At 63.2% G+C, this 18879-nt stretch carries 16 protein-coding genes; 6 read left to right on the forward strand and 10 right to left on the reverse strand.

All coding sequences use genetic code 11. From position 1 onward, the window contains the following. Positions 1–171 precede the first annotated feature (171 nt). The 4 genes from ACGYLC_RS08845 to ACGYLC_RS08860 all read right to left on the reverse strand — a co-directional run bounded on the left by ACGYLC_RS08845 (position 172) and on the right by ACGYLC_RS08860 (position 4047). Positions 172–1218 carry a glycine betaine/L-proline ABC transporter ATP-binding protein gene (locus ACGYLC_RS08845; RefSeq protein ID WP_394422644.1) on the reverse strand — a complete coding sequence of 349 codons (1047 nt, stop codon included), beginning with the start codon at positions 1216–1218 and terminating at the stop codon, positions 172–174. 8 nt (positions 1219–1226) lie between these two features. Beyond that, the gene (locus ACGYLC_RS08850; protein ID WP_394402882.1) at positions 1227–2252 is read right to left on the reverse strand and encodes an ABC transporter permease; all 1026 of its coding nucleotides are present in this window, start codon (positions 2250–2252) and stop codon (positions 1227–1229) included. A gap of 255 nt (positions 2253–2507) precedes the next feature. Beyond that, positions 2508–3476: an ABC transporter substrate-binding protein gene (locus ACGYLC_RS08855; RefSeq protein ID WP_394422645.1), complete on the reverse strand. Its 969-nt coding sequence runs from the start codon at positions 3474–3476 to the stop codon at positions 2508–2510. A gap of 298 nt (positions 3477–3774) precedes the next feature. Next, complete coding sequence (locus ACGYLC_RS08860; protein WP_394422647.1) at positions 3775–4047, reverse strand: DUF1127 domain-containing protein; 273 nt, start codon at positions 4045–4047, stop codon at positions 3775–3777. A gap of 1313 nt (positions 4048–5360) precedes the next feature. On the opposite strand from ACGYLC_RS08860, the gene ACGYLC_RS08865 reads away from it, so the two are divergent. Beyond that, a complete protein-coding gene (locus ACGYLC_RS08865) occupies positions 5361–8273 on the forward strand; it encodes a Hint domain-containing protein (protein ID WP_394422648.1) in 2913 nt (970 codons plus the stop codon). A gap of 70 nt (positions 8274–8343) precedes the next feature. Here the strand turns inward: ACGYLC_RS08865 and ACGYLC_RS08870 are convergent, their stop codons facing one another. Next, entirely contained in the window at positions 8344–8946 is a 603-nt protein-coding gene (locus tag ACGYLC_RS08870) for an NTP transferase domain-containing protein (protein ID WP_394422650.1), read from the reverse strand. 116 nt (positions 8947–9062) lie between these two features. Here ACGYLC_RS08870 and ACGYLC_RS08875 point away from each other — a divergent pair, with 116 nt between their 5' ends. After that, positions 9063–10373: a DUF2254 domain-containing protein gene (locus ACGYLC_RS08875; protein WP_394422652.1), complete on the forward strand. Its 1311-nt coding sequence runs from the start codon at positions 9063–9065 to the stop codon at positions 10371–10373. 6 nt (positions 10374–10379) lie between these two features. On the opposite strand, the gene ACGYLC_RS08880 is transcribed toward ACGYLC_RS08875, so the two are convergent. Continuing rightward, positions 10380–11687: an HlyC/CorC family transporter gene (locus ACGYLC_RS08880; RefSeq protein WP_394422653.1), complete on the reverse strand. Its 1308-nt coding sequence runs from the start codon at positions 11685–11687 to the stop codon at positions 10380–10382. An 88-nt stretch (positions 11688–11775) separates the two neighbouring features. Between ACGYLC_RS08880 and ACGYLC_RS08885 the strand changes: the two genes are divergently transcribed. Then, a complete protein-coding gene (locus ACGYLC_RS08885; protein ID WP_394422655.1) occupies positions 11776–12606 on the forward strand; it encodes a metallophosphoesterase family protein in 831 nt (276 codons plus the stop codon). Here the strand turns inward: ACGYLC_RS08885 and ACGYLC_RS08890 are convergent. From ACGYLC_RS08890 to ACGYLC_RS08900, 3 genes are read right to left on the reverse strand one after another with little or no spacing between them, the layout of a single operon-like run. Continuing rightward, on the reverse strand, positions 12543–13526 hold the full coding sequence (locus tag ACGYLC_RS08890; RefSeq protein WP_394402892.1) for a site-specific tyrosine recombinase XerD: 984 nt from the start codon (positions 13524–13526) through the stop codon (positions 12543–12545). The genes ACGYLC_RS08885 and ACGYLC_RS08890 overlap by 64 nt on opposite strands. Then, positions 13523–15169 (reverse strand): hypothetical protein, encoded by a 1647-nt coding sequence (locus tag ACGYLC_RS08895; RefSeq protein ID WP_394422656.1) that lies wholly within the window; start codon positions 15167–15169, stop codon positions 13523–13525. Before ACGYLC_RS08895 ends, ACGYLC_RS08890 begins: the two co-directional genes overlap by 4 nt. A 5-nt stretch (positions 15170–15174) precedes the next feature. Next, positions 15175–15324, reverse strand: coding sequence for a hypothetical protein (locus ACGYLC_RS08900; protein ID WP_007120408.1), 150 nt, complete (start codon positions 15322–15324; stop codon positions 15175–15177). An 80-nt stretch (positions 15325–15404) separates the two neighbouring features. On the opposite strand from ACGYLC_RS08900, the gene ACGYLC_RS08905 reads away from it, so the two are divergent. Next, a complete protein-coding gene (locus ACGYLC_RS08905; RefSeq protein WP_394402896.1) occupies positions 15405–16001 on the forward strand; it encodes a shikimate kinase in 597 nt (198 codons plus the stop codon). Continuing rightward, positions 15994–17100, forward strand: a complete 1107-nt coding sequence (gene aroB, locus ACGYLC_RS08910; RefSeq protein WP_394422657.1) for a 3-dehydroquinate synthase — start codon at positions 15994–15996, stop codon at positions 17098–17100. The genes ACGYLC_RS08905 and aroB overlap by 8 nt, the downstream gene beginning before the upstream one ends. A 346-nt stretch (positions 17101–17446) precedes the next feature. Here aroB and ACGYLC_RS08915 read toward each other — a convergent pair whose 3' ends face one another. Further along, positions 17447–17965 (reverse strand): single-stranded DNA-binding protein, encoded by a 519-nt coding sequence (locus tag ACGYLC_RS08915; RefSeq protein WP_394422658.1) that lies wholly within the window; start codon positions 17963–17965, stop codon positions 17447–17449. A gap of 271 nt (positions 17966–18236) precedes the next feature. Here ACGYLC_RS08915 and ACGYLC_RS08920 point away from each other — a divergent pair, with 271 nt between their 5' ends. Next, positions 18237–18791 (forward strand): lytic transglycosylase domain-containing protein, encoded by a 555-nt coding sequence (locus ACGYLC_RS08920; RefSeq protein WP_394422857.1) that lies wholly within the window; start codon positions 18237–18239, stop codon positions 18789–18791. Positions 18792–18879 lie beyond the last annotated feature (88 nt).

An 18879-nucleotide genomic window follows, 5' to 3' on the forward strand; every position in this document is an offset into this window, starting at 1 on the left:
AGGATTTTGATCGGCGGCAAAGCGCCGTTTTACATAATGAAACGGCGTTTAAGTTTTTGTTTTATGAGGGGTTTTGGGGCGTAAATGCGGGGGCGTCCTGCAAAAAGGGCAGCAGTGGCTCTGTGACCGGATGCTGCCCTTCTTGTTTCCCGCCGCGGGGCTGCCGCGACGTTATTCGGCCGCTTCGCCGGGGTGGCGTGGCACCAATGCGCGCACCAGATCGCGCATATGCAGCACGCCGACTTGTTTACCCGCGCGCATCACGCGGTAGTTGTTGGTGGTATCCCCGCCAGAGACCGCGATGATGCTTTCCAGCGTGTCGTCGAAATCGACCTCACCGGCCACATCCGTTGGCGGCACATCGGTCTTTTCCATGACCGAGCGGACGCGCAGCACGCGGGCGCGGTTGATGTCGCTGACGAAGGCTTCGATATAGGGATCGTTGGGGTTCAGCAGGATGTGCTGCGGCTCGCCCTGTTGGACGATGAACCCGTCTTTGAGGATCACCAGATGGTCCGCCAGTTTCAGCGCCTCGTCCAGATCGTGGGTGATGAAGATCACCGTCTTATGCAGTTCTTCCTGCAATTCGATCAGCAGATCCTGCATGTCGGTGCGGATCAGCGGGTCAAGCGCGGAAAACGCCTCGTCCATCAGCATCACGTCGGAGTTCGAGGTCAGGGCGCGGGCGATGCCCACACGTTGCTGCATCCCGCCGGAAAGCTGCGCGGGATACTGCTCTCCCTGACCCTCCAGCCCGACGCGGTTGAGCCATTTGGTGGCCTCACCCGCGTATTTGCTGCGGCTCTTGCCTTCGATCTCCCAACTCAGTCCGGTGTTTTCCAGCACCGTGCGGTGGGGCAGAAGGGCGAACTTTTGGAACACCATCGACATGTCATGCTTGCGCAGCTGGCGCAGGCGACGCTCGTTATAGTCGAGGATGTTCTCGCCGTTCACGATGACCTCGCCCGCCGTGGGGTCAATCAGCCGGTTGAGGTGGCGGATCAGCGTCGATTTGCCCGAGCCCGAGAGCCCCATGATCACCGTGGTCTTGCCCGCGGGCATGTCCACGTTGATGTCATTGAGGCCCAGCACATGGCCGGTCTCGGCCTGAAGTTCGGCCTTGGACATGCCGCCGCGGACCTTCTCCAGCGCCATTTTGGGGTCGTCGCCGAATATCTTATAGAGGTTGCGGACGGAAATCTTGATGTTGTCTGTCATGTCTGGCCTCACTTCTGCGCCGCGTTGATCCGCGCAAGCGCGGCTTTGGTGACCCGGTCGAGGATGATCGCAAGCAGCACGATCCCCAGACCCGACAGGAGGCCCACGCCCAATTCAAGGCTGCGAATGCCGCGCAGCACCAGCACGCCGAGGCCGGGGGCGGAGACCAGCGAAGCGATCACGACCATGGCAAGGCTCATCATGATGGTCTGGTTCACACCGGCCATGATATTGGGCAGCGCCAGCGGGATCTGCACCTTGAAGAGCTTTTGGCGGTTGGTCATGCCAAAGGCATCGGCGGCTTCGATCACGTCCTTATCGACCAGCCGGATGCCGAGGTCTGTCAGGCGCACCACCGGCACGATGGCATAGAGGATGATCGCGATGCCGTAGAGCTTGGGCTCGGTCACCGAGAACAGGAAGATCAGCGGAATGAGGTAGACGAAGGGCGGCAGGGTTTGCAGCATGTCCAGCACCGGGATCATCGTGCGCTGTACGCGGTCGCTGCGTGACATGGCGATGCCGATGGGCACGCCGAAGAGCACGCAGATGAAGGCGCAGACAAAGATGATCGCCAGGGTCTGCATCGTGTGTTCGTAAAAGTCGATGAAGGCGAGGAAACCAAACACCAGCGCCACCAGCCCCACCAGTTTAAGCGAACGGCCCACCGCATAGGTGATCGCCATCAAAAGCGGGATCATCACGAACCACGGCACCGATTGCATCAGCCAAAGCGCGTTTTCCAGCGCCCAGCTCAGCGGTTGGGTGAGGGGGTCGACAACAACTTTGAGACTGTCCTTAATGGCAAGGAAGCCTTGCTCCAGCCCTTGGGTCAGGTCGCGCGATTGCGGGATCGCTTCGCAACTGTCGTGCAGCGCATCCAGAGAGGGGAAGGGCATGTCCCAAAGCGTGGTGTCGGTGTCACCGCCCGCTTGGCCCATGAGATCGGCCATGGAGCTTAGCCCGCCGCCTTGATCATCGCCGCACCAGTCCCGCAGACCGAGCGTGTCAAAGAGATTGTCGTAGGTTGCCATCTGTCGCTTTCCCGGTCTGCATCAGACCGTTTGCTTTTGGGGAGGGGGCCGGTGCGCCGCGCAGACCGCGCGGCGTCGGCTGCCCCATGCAGTGGCGGCAATCCAAACCTATGTCCTTACAAAGGAACTGCGCTTCGGGCCAAAGGGGCCAAGGCGCAGTCGGTATGAAAAGACGTAAGTCTTGCCGCCGGTCATCGAAACGAACGGGCGGGAAACCCGGTTGAGTTCCCCGCCCGCCGTTTTGGTCAGTCTGTCTTACTGCTCAAGCAGCTTGGACAGGTTGCCGCGGGCGTCATCGCTCAGCCATTCGGCCCAGACGTCCTTGTTGTTTTGCAGGAAATACACCGCCGCCTCTTCGTTAGAGGCGTTGTTCTCACCCTGCCATGCCAGCAGCTTGCTCATCTCTTCGGTCTTGAAGGTCACATTGCCGATGAACTCCGCGATCTCGGGGTTCTCGTCGTGGAAATCCTTGGTCATGACGGTCAGCACCGGCGCGGTCGGGAAGGCCGAGGGCTTGGGGTCGGGGGTGTCGGCGTTCTGGTTGGCGTTATGCGCGGCTTCGTCATATTCGCCCAGATCGACGCTGGTCATGTCGTATTTGCCAAGCGGCGTCGTCGGCGCCCAGTAGTAGCCGAACCACGGCTCCTGGCTCTCATAGGCCGAGGCCATCGAGGTCACCATCGTCTCGCCCGAGCCGTGGTTGAAGACTTCGATGCCGTTGCCTTCGAGGTCATAGGCCCGCGCAAGGTTGTCGCTCACCACGCGGCAGCCCCAGCCATCGGGGCAGTTGTTGAACATGCCGCCGACCAGTTCGGGGTTTTCCAAGATGCCTTCGATGGTCTTCAACTCGGGGTGCTCTTCGGCCAGATAGGTGGGGATCCACCAACCTTCGACGCCACCGGGATCAAGCACGGAGGTCAGCTCAACGATCTTGCCATCCGCTTTCAGCTTTTTATACGCGTCACCGGCGGAGTTCGGCCACAGTTCGGGCACGATGTCCGGCTCGTTGTTCTCCGACAAGGAGGTCACGGCGGGGGTGGTGTCCGAAGGCACCACGGTGACGTCGCAGGAATATCCCTGTGTCAGCAGGAATTCGGTGACGGCGGTGACGATCTGCGCCGAGGCCCAGTTCATCTCGGCGATCGAGACTTCGCCACAGTCCTGTGCAGCGGCGGCCATCGGGGTTGCGACGGCAAAAGCCGTGCCAAGCAAATAGCGTTTCATAGTGATATCTCCTCTATTGTATCCGCAGTGTCGCGCAGCCGCGCACCGCTGATCTTTGCCCCTTTCCATCAAGAAGGAGCCGGTCGCGCGATAGGCGCGGCAGCTTTCGATGGGCGGGTTTGCTGGAGATATGAAAACAAATCATGCGCCCCTGTGCAACACGATTGCCGGGCGCAAGACGCAAGAACGGGCACCGCGCCGGGCCTGACGCGATGCCGCTATATGCGGCGTTCCCATGCAGAACGCCATATTTTTAAGGTGTGCCGTGGCCCAGCAAGCGGGGCGCGGCCAGGGCCGGTTAGCGGCGGGAAAAACTTTCCATATCGCGGATGTATTGGGGGATGTCTTTGCGGTTCAGGCCGATATCCTGCAGCAGGCGGTCGTCCATCGCGTTCAGCGTCGACAGCGTGCGGTTACGGTCCCAACGGCGCGCGGTGTCGCGCAGCACGCGGCGCAGCATGGCGACAAGGGCGAGCCCCTCGGCATTGGCGACTTGACCGAGGGTGCCATTAAAGGCGGTTCCGGGCATCCCGGCGATCTGGTTGGTGTTTTTCAGCAGGCGGAAGTGCATGGCATGCTCCATATCAAAAAGGTCGAAATGGGAAGGATCCGCAAAAGACGACGGTCGGGCCAGAAGGCCGGGCCGGGCCGGTTGTGTGGGTCTCATCCCGAGTGTGATCCGGAAAGTCAGTTGGAACCCCAATGGTCTAGACAGGCGGATCGGCCTGTCCGACCGGGGTTACCGGCGGTTCAGCAGCGTGCCCGGCTTGCGCGGGCGCCTCTTATGAACAGCATACATCAACATGCCGCGCATTTGGTCCACCCGGGCGGGCTTTGCAATAGGGTGAAATAGGGGTGCGACACAATGCCGCATCTGCGGGGCGCAGAACCCACTATGGCTGAGGTTTGCGCCCCCTCGGCGCGGTGTCGCTTGCGGTGTCTGAAGTGTCGTTTTGAGCGTCGAATTTGGCGCATTTTCGCGGGGCGCTTTGGGCGTCACTCGGCGGGTATTCGAAGCCGTTCAAGGGGCGCAGGACGCAGTCCCTCATGACGTCGGAGTCTGCGCTGTTTCCTGCGCCGTGGGGCATCACTGCTGCGATGTATTGATTCGGCGGGAATAAGGCGGGCCGCCCGTGGTTTCGTCACCAGTTTCGCATGTTTATGGGCAATTGGTTCCAGCGGGTGAACAAGCAATCGAAAAGAATGACGAAAACAAGGCGGCGCAGATGCGGCTGTTTTGCGGCGGCATTGTCCCATAATGCGAAACAGTATTACTAGCCGTGGGAATGGTGGTGCGGCCGAGGGGCGTTAATTCACCTTAATCTTATGGCGTTTTGCAAATCCGCAATTGAGCGGCCCGGAAACAATCGCGTCGGAATCACGTGCTAAACCACCTGAATTGCGGCAAAACTTCATTTGGTTCCGGCAATTTTCAAACATTTTTTGCTTTGTCCATTCGTATAGGAGGGCTATTCCTATAGGTGCCCAACTGGGGGGCATAGAAGTCTGTAGGTCACGGGGGCGGCCGCATTAAGCGCATCAGGGATGCGGGAAATGTGGATACGCCGCAAGTTTGCGACCGTAAACACAACATACCGAAGCGCACCGCGCCTCGGCTGTGGGTCATGTTTCGGCTCTTCCCCTTCGTTGCTGCAAGGATGCGTGCCGCCCGATCTGGATTTCTGCCAGCGGGGCGCATGTGAACGGAGGGAGAGACGAGATGATACACAAGCGACAGGCCCTGCCACTGGCCTTCTGCGGGGCAAGAAATGCCCGGTTCGACCGCTCTGCCGTTCGGCGCTCCAATTCTCAGATTGAAACAGCATCCACTTCCAAGACGGCCGCGTTGCGCGCCGCGTGCAACACCGCTCAGGAGATTTCACAATGATTAGAACACTTGATTTCAATGCGTTCAGCGCAGGCACCATCATTGACGACGAATATGCGGATCTGGGCGTGACCGTCTCGGCCAGCGGCGGCTCTGGCGATGCGATGATCTTTGACAGCAGCAACCCGACGGGCGGCGACAGCGATCTGGCCTCCGACACGCTTGAGGGGCTGTTGATCGTCTCCGAAGACGGCGACCAGAGCGACCCGGATGACAACGCCGGCGGCGGCAGCCTGTTCTTTGACTTCGATGAGATGGTGCGCATGAAGGGCGTGACCTTCAAAGACATCGAAGAGACCGGCGGCGAGGGCACCCGTGTCATCTTTTACGATGACAATGGCAACGTGATCCAAAATCACTATGTGCAGCCCACCGGCGATGGCGGTGAGCGTTTCGTGCAGTTCAACATCGACGGCGTGTCGCGCTTCGAAGTGCGTTTTGAAGGCTCGGGCGCGATCGACAATGTGGTTTTCGACGATGGCCAACCGCAGGGCGGCGGCAATGATGCGCCAGTGGCCGAGGACGATGTGCTCGAGATCGACGAAGACACCTCCGGCACCGTCGACGTGCTGGGCAATGACAGCGACGCCAATGGCGACACGCTGACCGTCACCATGGCAAGCTGCCCGGCGGGGCCGGTCGTCATCAATGACGACGGCACGTTGACCTTCACGCCGGACCCGGATTTCAACGGCGAGACCACGATCACCTATACCGTGGATGACGGCAATGGCGGCACCGACACCGGCACCGTGAATGTCACCGTGAACCCGGTGAATGACGCCCCCGTCGCCAATGATGACACCGCCGACACCACCGGCACCGATCCGGTCGTGATCCCGGTTCTCGACAATGACACCGATGTCGACGGCGACACCCTGAGCGTGACAGATGCCTCCAGCGATGATGGCACCGTGACCATCAACGACGATGGCACCATCACCTTTGTCGCCAATGACGGCTTCACCGGCGATGCGACGATCACCTATACCGTGTCCGACCCCGACGGCCTGACCGACGAAGGCTCGGTGACCGTGACGGTGGGCGACGGCGGTTCGACCCGTGACGGCTATGTCGACGGCACAGCGGGCGCAGACTTGATCGACACCGCCTATACCGGCGACCCCGATGGCGACATGATCGACAATGACGACGCGATCCTGCCCGATGCGGAAGGCGACGACGACTATGTTCGCGCCGGCGATGGTGACGACACCATCCTTGCAGGCGACGGCGATGATATCGTCGAGGCGGGCGCAGGCTCCGACGTGGTCGAGGGCGGTGATGGGGACGACATGATCACCACCGGCAACGATGACCTCGCCCCCGATCTGGGCTACCCGGAAAGCGACAGCGACGATCTGGGCTTTGACCCCGACGCCGACCCCGAGAATGACCGCGACTCCGTCGATGGCGGGGCGGGCAATGACACGATCAGCACCGGCGACGACCGCGACACCATCACCGGCGGCACCGGCGATGACGTGATCAACGCAGGCATCGACGACGATATCGTCGACGGCGGTGACGGCGATGACCGGATCGTCGGCGGAGAGGGCAACGACAGCCTGCTCGGCGGCGCTGGCAACGACACGATCTATGCGGGCAACGACCCCGATCTGGGTCTCGACGTGCTCGACATCCCCGACGAAGAGGATGCGTCCAACCCCTTCACCCCCGACCGCAACCCGAACAACGGGATGGACACGGTCGACGGTGGCGCGGGCAATGACGTGATCTATGGCGCCGATGACGCCGACCTGCTGCGCGGCGGCTCGGGCGATGACTATATCGATGGTCAGGTCGACGATGACATCATCGAAGGCAATACCGGCAACGACACATTGCTGGGCGGTCAGGGCGACGACAGCCTGTCGGGCGGTCAGGGCAATGACGAGCTTGACGGCGGCACCGGCGACGACACCCTGCGCGGCAACCGCGACGATGACCTGCTGGTCGGCGGCGGAGGCAATGACCTGCTCGACGGTGGCGGTGAGAATGACACGCTGATGGGCGGCGAAGGCGACGACACGCTGATGGGCGGTCAGGGCGACGACCTGCTCGACGGTGGCGCAGGCGTTGATGTGATGACCGGCGGTGCCGATCAGGACAGCTTTGTCAATGTCAACGCAGGCGACGATGTCGACGGCGGCAGCGCGGGCGTGGATTACGACACGCTCGACCTGCGCGGCTCTGCCCCCGAGGGCGGCCGTTTGGAGATCACCTATACCTCCGACGACCGCGAAGACGGTTTCGTTGACTACTTCAACGAAGATGGCAGCGATGCCGGGCGTCTGAACTTCGTCGAGATCGAGAATGTGATCCCCTGTTTCACCCCGGGGACCAAAATCGCCACGCCGCGCGGCGAGGTGCCGGTCGAGGCGCTTGAGGTCGGTGACCGGGTCATCACCCGCGACAACGGCATCCAGACAATCCGCTGGGTCGGCGCGCGTGAGATGACCGGGGCCGAGTTCGAAATGGCCGCCCATCTCAAGCCTGTACTGATCCGCAAGGGCGCGCTTGGCAACGATCTGCCCGAGCGTGACATGATGGTCAGCCCCAACCACCGCGTCTTGGTCGCCAATGAGAAAACCGCGCTCTACTTCGAAGAGCGTGAGGTTCTGGTCGCGGCGAAACATCTGACCGGGATGGAGGGCATCGACGTGGTCGAGGTGTCGGGCACCAGCTACATCCATGTGATGTTCGACCGCCACGAGGTGATCCTCTCTGACGGCACATGGACCGAGAGCTTCCAGCCCGGTGACATGTCGCTGGCCGGTATCGGTGAAGAGCAGCGTCAGGAGATCTTCGAGCTGTTCCCCGAACTGGCGACGAAGGACGGGATCGAAGGCTACACCGCCGCGCGCCGGTCGCTGAAAAAGCACGAGGCCAGCCTGCTGGTGAAGTAATCCGGCAAAAGCCGAGCGTAACACGGTTTGAGAACGGGGCGGGCGACCGCCCCGTTTTTTCATGCGCGGGCTATTTCTGCTCTGCGCGCCATGCCGCCCAGTCCTCGGGCGTGTCGAGGTCGCGCCGCGCGCGCTGGCCGGGCAGGGGCACAAGCTGCATCCGGTCTGCGGCAGCGCGCACGATCGCGCGGCCCCCATCATCGCCGTGCAGCTGTTTCAACTGATCGAAAAGCGCGGCGGCAAAGACGATGGGATGCCCGGGCTTGCCGTCCTCCGTGGTCGCGCGCCAGATCAGGGTCTCGCCCGTCAGGTCCACCGCAGCCGCGAGATGGGAGAGATCACTGGCCTCAAGTGCGGGCATATCGGCCAGCAGGACCATGGCGGCAGGCGTGTCCAACGGCAGGGTAGCAAAGGCGCGGCGCAGGCTGGCGCCCATGCCCTCAGCGGCCTCGGGGATGGGCAGCGGCGTGATGTCCAATCCGCTGAGCACCCTGTAGCGCGGATGCGGCGCGGGCGGCAGGGCGACGGTGACGGGGCCAATGCCCCGTGCCAGCCGCGCCTGACGGCGCAGCAAGGGCTCACCGCCGATGTCCTCCATCAATTTGTCACGCCCCCGCATCCGAGTGGCGGCACCGGCAGCGAGGAGGATCACGGGCAGAGAGGCTATTGTCATGCCGCCAGACTAGCGGGCGGGCAAGGCGAGGATAAGTGTTTTCTTGTGCCGCACGGGATTGCAGATTCCCGCTAAGCTGCCGTTGGCAGGGCGCTTTTTCGTGCTACCCTTGCCCCATGAATATCAAAGACCTGATCCCGCACACCCTGTTTCGCAAAGCCCGCGAGTACTCTCGCAAACTTTGGGTGCGGGTGGTCTTCATGGGGCTGCTGGCCTTTGTCGCCCTTGGGCTGACCCAGCTTTTCGAGCCTTTGGTGCCCAAGGAAGTCGCCACGAGGCTGACCGGCGAAGCGGCGGATCGTCTGTTGCAGATCATTGCAGATGCGATGCTGGCGGTCACCATTTTTTCGATCACCATCATGGTCACGGTCTACCGCTCGTCCTCGGCCCAGTTCACGCCACGGGCGCATCGTCTGATCATTCAGGACCGCACCACGCAGAACACGCTGGCGGTCTTTATCGGCGCCTATGTCTATGCGCTGGTGGCGATTATCATGCGCGAGTTGGGCATCTATGTCGATGAACGCTCCTTTGTGCTGTTCCTGACCACGGTACTGGTGCTGGCGATCATCGTGATTTTCCTGATCCGCTGGGTGCTGCATCTGCAAAGCTTCGGCAGCCTGATCGACACCACCCGCCAGATCGAGGCGGTGACCACCTCATTGTTCAAGGAGCGTCTAAAGACGCCCTGCATGGGCGGGCATCCCCTGACCGGCCCGGTGCCCGAGGATGCGCGCCCGATCTTTGCCCCCGAGAGCGGCTATATCAAACATATCTACCCCGAGGCGCTGGACCAGCAGGCGCGCGACCATGGGGCCGCAATCTATATGCCCCGGCGGATCGGTGATTTCGTCTTTGTCGGTGAGCCTCTGGTCATGGTCACCCGGCGGGGCCGCCCGCAGGACGATGAGCATGATTGGGACAGTCTTGAGCAGAAGGTCTTTGACACCGTGCAACTGGGCGATCTGCGCACCTTTGACCAAGACCCGCGTTTCGGCCTGCGGGTGCTGGGCGAGGTTGCCTCGAAGGCGCTGTCGCCGGGGATCAACGATGGCGGCACGGCGATTGACGTGATCACCCGCATCGGGCGCGTGCTGTCCTATTACTCGGATGAATCCAAACCGGGCGGCGAGGTCACGCTGCCGTACCTGCATATCCCGCCGATCCCGGCGGATGCGCTGATCGAAGACGGATTTGGGGCGCTGGCGCGCGATGGCGCCTCGGTCGTCGATGTGCAAATGGTCTTGCAGGAGGTGCTCACAGGGCTGATGCAGCACCCCGATCCCGGCCTGTCGACCGCCGCCCGTGAGGCGGCAGAGGATCACCTGCGCCGCGCCTTCGAAGAGGTGCCCTTCGGCCCCGACCGCGCGCGCATCTGGTCCGCCGCCTGCAAAGAGGTGCAGACCGCGGTGGAAACGCCAGCCTAGGCCGGATCAGAGCGGGCGGATCTTGAGCTGGGTGATCCGGTTGCCATCCCGCTCGATCACCTCAAAGCGGAAGTTGTGGAAGGAGAAGACCTGCCCCACGGTGGGGATCATCTGCGCCTCATGGATCACCAGCCCGGCCACGGTATTGGCCTCATCATCGGGCAGGGACCAATCGGTCGCGCGGTTAAGGTCGCGGATGGTCATTGCGCCTTCGACCATCAGATGCCCATCTTCGGATTGTTTAAGCGGGTGATCCGCATCGGGGTCAAACTCATCCGTGATCTCGCCCACGATCTCTTCGAGGATGTCTTCGAGCGTGATCAGGCCTTGGAGCGAGCCATATTCGTCCACCACCAGTGCAAAATGCGTGCGGCGGCGCAGGAATTGGCGCATCTGTTCGTCCAGGGTCGAGGTTTCGGGCACGAAATAGGGTTTCATCACCACGTCGGCCACGTTGAACCCGTTAAGCGCTGCGGCATCGCCGTTGGGGCCGCCGATCAGCTTGTACATGGCGCGCAACAGGTCTTTCGCATGGATCACGCCGATGATGTTCTCCGGGTCATCGCGAAAGACCGGCAGGCGGGTGTGGTTCGATTGCAGGCATTTCTCCATGATTTCGGTCGGGTCTGAATCCGCGTCGATCATCTCGATCCCCGAACGGTGCAGCATGACCTCTTCGACCGCGCGTTCGCGCAGGTCGAGCGCGCCCAATATTCGGTCGCGGTCTTCCTTTTCGACGACACCTTCGGAATGGCCCAGTTGCAGCGCCCCGGCGATTTCCTCGCGCACCGCCAGAATGTTGCTGTCGGGGTCGATCTGCACGCCGAAAAGCCGCAGCACCCCGCGCACGAAATAGCGCACCGCCGTCACCACGGGCGAGAAGACAAGCACCACGATGCTAATCGGGCGCGAGACCAGCGCCGCCGCCGTTTCGGCATTGGTGATGGCATAGGTCTTGGGCAGCACCTCGGCAAAGACCAGCACCAGAAGCGTCATCACCAGCGTCGCCAGCGCCACGCCGCTTTCGCCGAAGAGCCGCGTAAACAGCGCCGTCGCCATCGAGGCGGCAAGGATGTTGACCAAGTTGTTGCCCAAAAGGACTGAGCCGATCAGACGCTCGTTATCCTCGGTGATCTTGAGCGCGCGGATCGCGCCGCTTGCGCCCTTGTCGGCCTGCGCGCGCAGCTTGCCGCGCGAGGCGGCGGTCAGGGCGGTCTCGGAGCCCGAGAAGAAGCCCGACAGGACAAGGAGGAGCAGGATAATTCCGGTGCTGATCCAGAAAGCGGTGTCAAAAAGGGCGGGGCCCGTTTCCATGAGGTCTAAATCCATTCATTATGTGTTGCGAATGTTATGGGCGCAGGGGCTGCGTCATTCAAGGGTTGCAACGGGGCAGGGTGGTGCGATGCAGGCGAAAATCAACTGCGCGGAGCTTGGGGTTTTGGACGGGCCGCTGCTGCTTTTTGGCGGGCCCTATTCCAACCTTCAGGCGGTCGAGGCGCTGGCGGCTTTCGCCGCGACACGCGGCATCGACGGGGGGCAGATGATCTGCACCGGCGACAGTGTCGCCTATTGCGGCGCGCCGCGCGAATGCGTGGCGGCGATCCGGGCGCTTGGCTGTGCCGTGGTGGCGGGCAATTGCGAGGTGCAACTGGCCAGCGGCGCCGAGGATTGCGGCTGCGGCTTCGCGCCGGGCAGCAGTTGCGATATGCTGTCGGGCGCGTGGTACGCCCATGCGGCAGCCCAGTTGGACGCAGGCGCGAAAAATTGGATGGGCCGCCTGCCGGATGTGGCGGTGTTCCGGCATCAGGGTCAGCGCTATGGCGTGATCCACGGCGGGGTGCGCGATGTAGCGCGGTTCATCTGGTCCGAGACTGCGGTGGCGGTGTTCGAAGAGGAATGGCGGGCGCTGGAAGACATCGCGGGCCCCGTCGATCATATCATCGCAGGCCACTCCGGTCTGCCCTTCATCCACGAGACAGCGCGCGGGCGGTGGATCAACGCGGGCGTGATCGGCATGCCGCCCCATGACGGCGGCCAGCAGACGCGGCTGGCGCTTCTCGACGGGGGCGAGGTGAGCTTTCACCGGCTGAGCTACGATGTGGCCGGTGCCCTGGCCGATATGGCCAAGGCAGGCTTGCCGCGCGCCTATGCAGACGCACTGAAAAGCGGTTACTGGCCTTCGGAAGACGTGTTGCCGTCGGGCTTGCGGGTGCCCTCCTTGGCGAGGGGGTGACGCTCCAGCACGAGGTCCGAAAGGCGCTCTTCCAAAACATGGGTATAGATCTCGGTCGTGGCGACATCGGCGTGGCCGAGCATGGTCTGGATCGCCCGCAGATCGGCGCCATTGGCCAGCAGATGCGTGGCGAAGGCGTGGCGCAGGGTGTGGGGCGTGACTTTCTCGGGCGGCACGCCGCCGGTGACGGCGAATTCCTTGATCAGCAGATAGAAGCGATGCCGCGTCAGATGGCCCATCGCCCCGCGTGAGGGGAAGAGGTGCCGCGCGGGCGGTTTGCCCTTGGCCTGGGCCGCCTCATCCGCCTTGTCGCGCGCCACAAGCCAAGCCGCCAGCGCGTCGCGGGCAGGCTCTGACAGGGGCACCAGCCGCTCGCGGCCGCCCTTGCCCGAGATCAGCAGCAGCCGCGGATCGCCCCGCGCGGCGCTGACCGGCAGGCTGACCAGCTCGCTGACCCGCATGCCGGTGGCATAGAGCAGCTCCATCAGGCAGGTGTTGCGCAGTTGATCGGCCAGCGACCGGCCAGAGTTGCGCGCGGCATCCAGCAGCCGGTCGACCTCTTCCTCGGACAGGATCTTGGGCAGGCGTTTGTCCTGCCCCGGTCCGGCGATCTGCACCGCCGGGTTGTCTTCGCGCAGCCCTTCCTCAAAGGCGAAACGGTAGAGTTGTTTGATCGCCGAGAGCCGCCGCGCGCGGGTGGACTTGGCCAGCCCCTGCGCATCGCAATAGACAAGGTAATCTTCGACCTCACCGCGGCTGGCGGTCAGGAAATCATGGTTGCGCTGCGCCAGAAAGGAGTCAAAATCCTTCAGGTCGCGGCCATAGGCCAGCTGCGTATTGGTGGCGGCACCCTGTTCGGCGGCGGCGGCCTCCAGAAAGCTGGAGATCCAATGAAAGGTCGGGGTCTGGGACATCATCATTGCTGGAGCAATACAATCTGCAAGGCGGCACGTCGGGCGGTGTCTTCCAACCCGAGGGCGCGCAGGGTGGCTAGGGCGTCGCGGAGCGCCGATGTGTCACCACTCGCCCCGTCATGCAAGAGCGACAATAGGCGCAAAATCGCCATGCCCAATTCCTTGTCCCGCGCCAGCGCCATCAGGTCGGCCCGGGGGGCGGGATTGGAAAAAGCGTCATGCACCGCCGCGGCCAATGGCGCATCGGGCGCGGGGCCATTGGGCGCATCGCCCACCGCCACGGCGCGCAGCAATTCGTCCTCGGGGGACTTGCCGATCACCCGCGCCGCGGCGGCTTCGTAGTCGGGCGACAGCAGGGCCACATCCCGCGCCAGACGCGCAGTTTGGCCCGCCAGCGGAATGGTCGAGAGCGGTTCGGCAAAGAGCGCGGCAAAGGCCACTTCGAGAGAGGCTTCCCGCATCGCCTCCCACGCGGGCGGCAGGGTCTTGGCCACCGCTTCGGCGCTGCTGGTGCGCAGGGCCGTCTCAAACCGTTGCAACGCCGCGACCCGGTCCCAGACCCCGCCAGAGGCGGCGGGCTGACGGTCGGTGTAAAGCCCCAGCAGCAGGTTGTCGGGCAGGGCGCCCGCACGGGTCAGCCGCTCGGCAGCCTCAAGCTGGGCCTTCCATCCGGCGATGTCGCGCAGATCGGCCACCGCATAGGCGCGCGGCAGGATGTTGGAGGGCAAGGGCTCGCCAATGGTCTCAAACAGGCGGAAGGTCATCGGGTCCATCTGACGCGGCACGCGCAGGGGTTCGGCCCCTTCGTAGAAATCCGGGTTCAAGAAACGGTCGAAGAGTTCGAGCTGCGCCTCGGGCAGCAGGCCGAGCGCTTGGGCCGAGCCAAAGGTGAGGGCTGCGTTCTCCCAATTGCCGGCGCGGGCGTTGCAAAAAATCCGGGTGCCATAGTCGCGGGTCAGATGCGGCGATTTCATCAGCCGCTCGCAGACGCGATGCTCGGTCCCGGTGAGCAGGGAAAGCTGCATCCACAGGTCGAAATGCGCGGTCGAGGTGGTCACCCCGGCCTGTTCGATCAGCGACAGCGCCGGGTCGAGAGCGCCGAGCTCCATCAGCTTTTCGCCCCGCGCCAGCGCCAAAAGATCGCCGTTGCGCGCCTCGCCCTGCGGGGCCTGCGCCTCGGCCAGAAGCACGGTGTAGAGCAGCGCCTGAGCGGCGGGCAGATGCAGGTCCGGCAAGTCGCGGATGCGGTCGATCAGGGCGGTCGTGTCGCTGGCCAGCCAGATGTCCCCGCGCAGCCCGGTGACCGAGCCGGGCACCAGCCCGATGCGGCGCGGCGCGCCATCGCCCAAGGGCGTGACCTGCACGGGCGGCGGCAGCGCACTGTTGGCCACGGGCGGTTCCGGGACCCGGCCCGGGTTGGGCGGGCGTTTGGGCCGGTTTTCGGGCGGCGACTGCGCGCCCAGCCAGTCGATCACCGAAAGCGGCTGATCATTGGCCGGGGATGGCTTTTCCTGCTTTTCAGAGGCTTGCCGCGATTCGCGGCCCAGATTGCGGTCTTCTTCGGATTCGGCCAGCAGGGCCGTGGCGCTGACCGAGCAAATCAACGCAGCACAAAGGGCCCATTTGCCTTTGGACAGGGCGTTTAACACGCCGCTCAATCCGCAGTCAGCGTGACAGGCTGGCGCGTCTCAATTTGTTCGGGCGAAAAATCCACGCCAAAGAAAGGCCCGACATAGGCATAGCCCACAAGACCGATGAAGCCGACAATCAATAGAAATATCAAAAGCTTGAAAAGTTTACCCATGATTTATGCCTGCCCGGAATTCTGCTATTTTGCCAAACTATATATGGCCTTTTCGGCAAGATCACGTCATTCAGAGAAAAATGAGCGGAATTAAGCACAGCATGACCGATGGCGAAGAAACGCCGCCCCGCTACCGTCTGAACAAGACGGTGGCGCTGGTTGGCATGATGGGCGCGGGCAAGACGGCGGTGGGGCGTGCGGTCTCGGCCAAACTGGGCGCGCCTTTTCTGGACAGCGATGCGGAAATCGAAGCGGCGGCCAATCTCAGCGTGCCGGAGATTTTCACCCGCGACGGGGAGCCGTTCTTTCGCAAACGCGAAACCGAGGTGATCGCGCGGCTATTGGCCGAGGAGCGCTGCATCCTGTCGACCGGTGGCGGCGCCTTTCTGGCCGAGGTGAACCGCGACAATATCGCGGCTTACGGCGTGGCGCTCTGGCTCGATGCGGATTTGGAGCTGCTGTGGAACCGGGTGCGCTACAAAGACAGCCGTCCGCTGCTGCGCACGTCTGATCCAAAGGCCACGCTGGCGGCGCTTTATCGCGACCGGGTGCCGCTGTACCGGCTGGCGGATCTTTCGGTGCGCTGCGATCCGCGCCTGTCGATTGACGCCATGGCCAACCGGGTGATCGACAAGCTGCTGACAAGGCCCGATGTTTTGGAGAGAGTGGATGCGTGAGACGGTTTCCGTCGCCCTGCCGGGGCGGGAGTATGACGTGGTCATCGGGCCGGGCTTGCTGGCGGACGCGGGCGCGCTGATCGCACCGCTGCTGCGCCGCAAGCGGGTGGCCGTCATCACCGAAAGCCGCGTCGCCGAATTGCATTTAGACGCGCTGCGGGAGGGATTGGCGGCCGAGGGCATCGCGATGTCGGCGCTGGAACTCGCCCCCGGCGAGGGGACGAAGGATTGGGCGAATCTTCAGCGCTGCGTGGACTGGCTGCTTGATGAACAGGTGGAGCGCGGCGATATCGTCGTGGCCTTTGGCGGCGGGGTGATCGGTGATCTGGTGGGCTTTGCCGCCGCCGTGCTGCGGCGCGGGGTGCGTTTTGTGCAGATCCCCACCTCTCTTCTGGCGCAGGTCGACAGTTCGGTCGGCGGCAAGACCGGGATTAACGCGCGCCAAGGGAAGAACCTGATCGGCGCCTTCCACCAGCCCAGCCTCGTGCTGGCGGATACCGAGGTGTTGGGCACCATGCCCGACCGGGATTTCCTTGCCGGTTATGGTGAGGTGGTGAAATACGGGCTGCTTGGCGACGCGGCGTTCTTTGATTGGCTGGAAGGGCAGGGTCCAGCCCTTGCGGCAGGCGATATGGCCGCCCGGATCGAAGCGGTGCGCCGGTCGGTTCAGATGAAGGCCGATATCGTGGCGCGGGACGAGACAGAGCAGGGCGACCGTGCGCTGTTGAACCTTGGCCATACTTTCGGCCATGCGCTCGAAGCGGCGACGGGCTATTCCGACCGGCTGCTGCACGGCGAGGGCGTGGCAATTGGCTGTGCGCTGGCCTTTGAGCTTTCCGCCCGGCTGGGGCTTTGCCCGCAGGAAGACCCGAGCCGTCTGCGCGCCCATTTGGTCCAGATGGGGATGAAGACCGACCTGCGCGACATTCCCGGCAACCTGCCCGAGGCCGAGGAACTGCTGCGGCTGATGGGGCAGGACAAGAAGGTCGTCGATGGCCGTTTGCGCTTCGTTCTAGCGCGCGGCATCGGGCAGGCTTTTGCCGGGGTCGAGGTGGAGAACGCCGAGGTGCTTGGGCTGCTGCGGGATGCGCTCGGCTGAAGCCCCACGGCTACGGCTTCGCGTAAAGGGCCATCGCCTGCAGTTAAAATTCGGGCTAGGTAATTTTCGGATCAGTTGGCCTGAGACGTGTCTCTGCGCGAGGCGGCTGTCTAGCCGAGGGCCATCGCCTGCCCGTGGGGCGGCGATCCAACCTCGCTTCGTGCCACTTTATGCTTCAACCGTGATGTGCGCTCGCAAAGTCGCGGCTAACCTCACCAAATCGCCTAACCGGTGGGGCGGGCAGGCGATGGCCCGGCGCCTTCGGCTTGATTCCGGGCTGGGTGGTAATCTTGAGCCGTCGCTCAAGGCGGGCAGGGCGCTCCAGCGCCCCACCCAATAGTCTAAATCAGAACGGAATCTCGTCATCGAGGTCACGGCTGCCGCCACCGCCGCCGCCGCCCGAAGAGGACGGGCCGCTGTCATAGCCACCGCCGTAGTCATTGCCGCCACCGCCGTAGCCGCCACCGCCGCCACCACCGTAGCCGCCACCACCGCCGCCGCCCGAGCCGCCGCCGGGACCGTCGAGCATGGTCAGCGTGCCGCCAAAGCCTTGCAGCACGACTTCGGTGCTATAGCGGTCCTGACCGCTCTGGTCTTGCCATTTGCGGGTCTGCAACTGGCCTTCGATATACACTTTGGAGCCCTTCTTGAGGTATTGCTCAGCCACGCGGACGAGCCCTTCTTGAAAGATCGCCACCGAATGCCATTCGGTCTTCTCGCGGCGTTCGCCGGTGTTGCGGTCTTTCCATGTCTCCGAGGTGGCAATGCGCAGGTTGCACACTTTGCCGCCGTTCTGGAACGACCGCACCTCGGGGTCGCGCCCGAGGTTGCCGATAAGGATCACTTTGTTCACTGAGCCGGCCATCTTGCCCCCTCGTTTGTCATTGCTGTGTCATTGCGTCGGGCGCGAATCCGAGCGCGCCCAATTCGGCTGTTTATATCGTGCTTGTTCGCCGGATGACACCGGCTTTCCATCCCGCTGCCCATCGCCGCGGCCCGCGAAACGGCTGGGATTTCGGGGGCTGGTAGAAGGGGCGCATTTGAGTATACTGCGCGCAATGCAACGGCAGGGGGTAGATATGCGAAAGACGGGACTTTTGGCCGGTCTGGCGGCGGTGAGTTTGACGGCAGCCGGAATGATCGCGACGGGGGCGGCACCAGCGGCTGCCGATATGTTCGCCAGCAAGAACCGGGCGGGGCTCTTCGCGTCGCAGAAAAGCATCCTCGATAATCGGGCGTCGAAACAGTATTCCGCCTCCGTGCGGCTGCAGCCGCCCACAGTCGTCACCCCGACGAAATGGGACGTGCCGAAATACAACGGTTCGTACAAAGGAGCCTTTCTCACCCATGCACGCGCCGCGGCCACGCGCCATGGCATCCCGGTCGATCTGTTTTTGCGGCTGGTGCAGCAGGAAAGCGGGTGGAACCCCAAGGCGCTGTCGCACAAGGGGGCAATGGGGCTGGCGCAGTTGATGCCGCAGACCGCGCGGGCGCTGCGTGTCGATCCCGCCGATCCGGTGCAAAACCTCGAAGGCGGGGCGCGTTACCTCAAAATGCAATACCGCGCTTTCGGCAGTTGGGAGCTTGCGCTGGCCGCCTATAACGCGGGTCCGGGGGCGGTGAAGAAATACGGGGGCATCCCGCCCTATAAGGAAACCCGCAATTACGTTAAAGTGATCGCGGGCAGCTAAGTTATTGATATCTAAAGGGTGGTCGCTGCGCTTGAGCGTTTGTCCGCCTATTTGCGCCCGCGTTGGCCCCTCTGGCGTCGGCCTCCTT

The organism is Sulfitobacter sp. 1A12157 (assembly GCF_043557345.1).
In the GTDB taxonomy this organism is placed as follows: domain Bacteria; phylum Pseudomonadota; class Alphaproteobacteria; order Rhodobacterales; family Rhodobacteraceae; genus Sulfitobacter.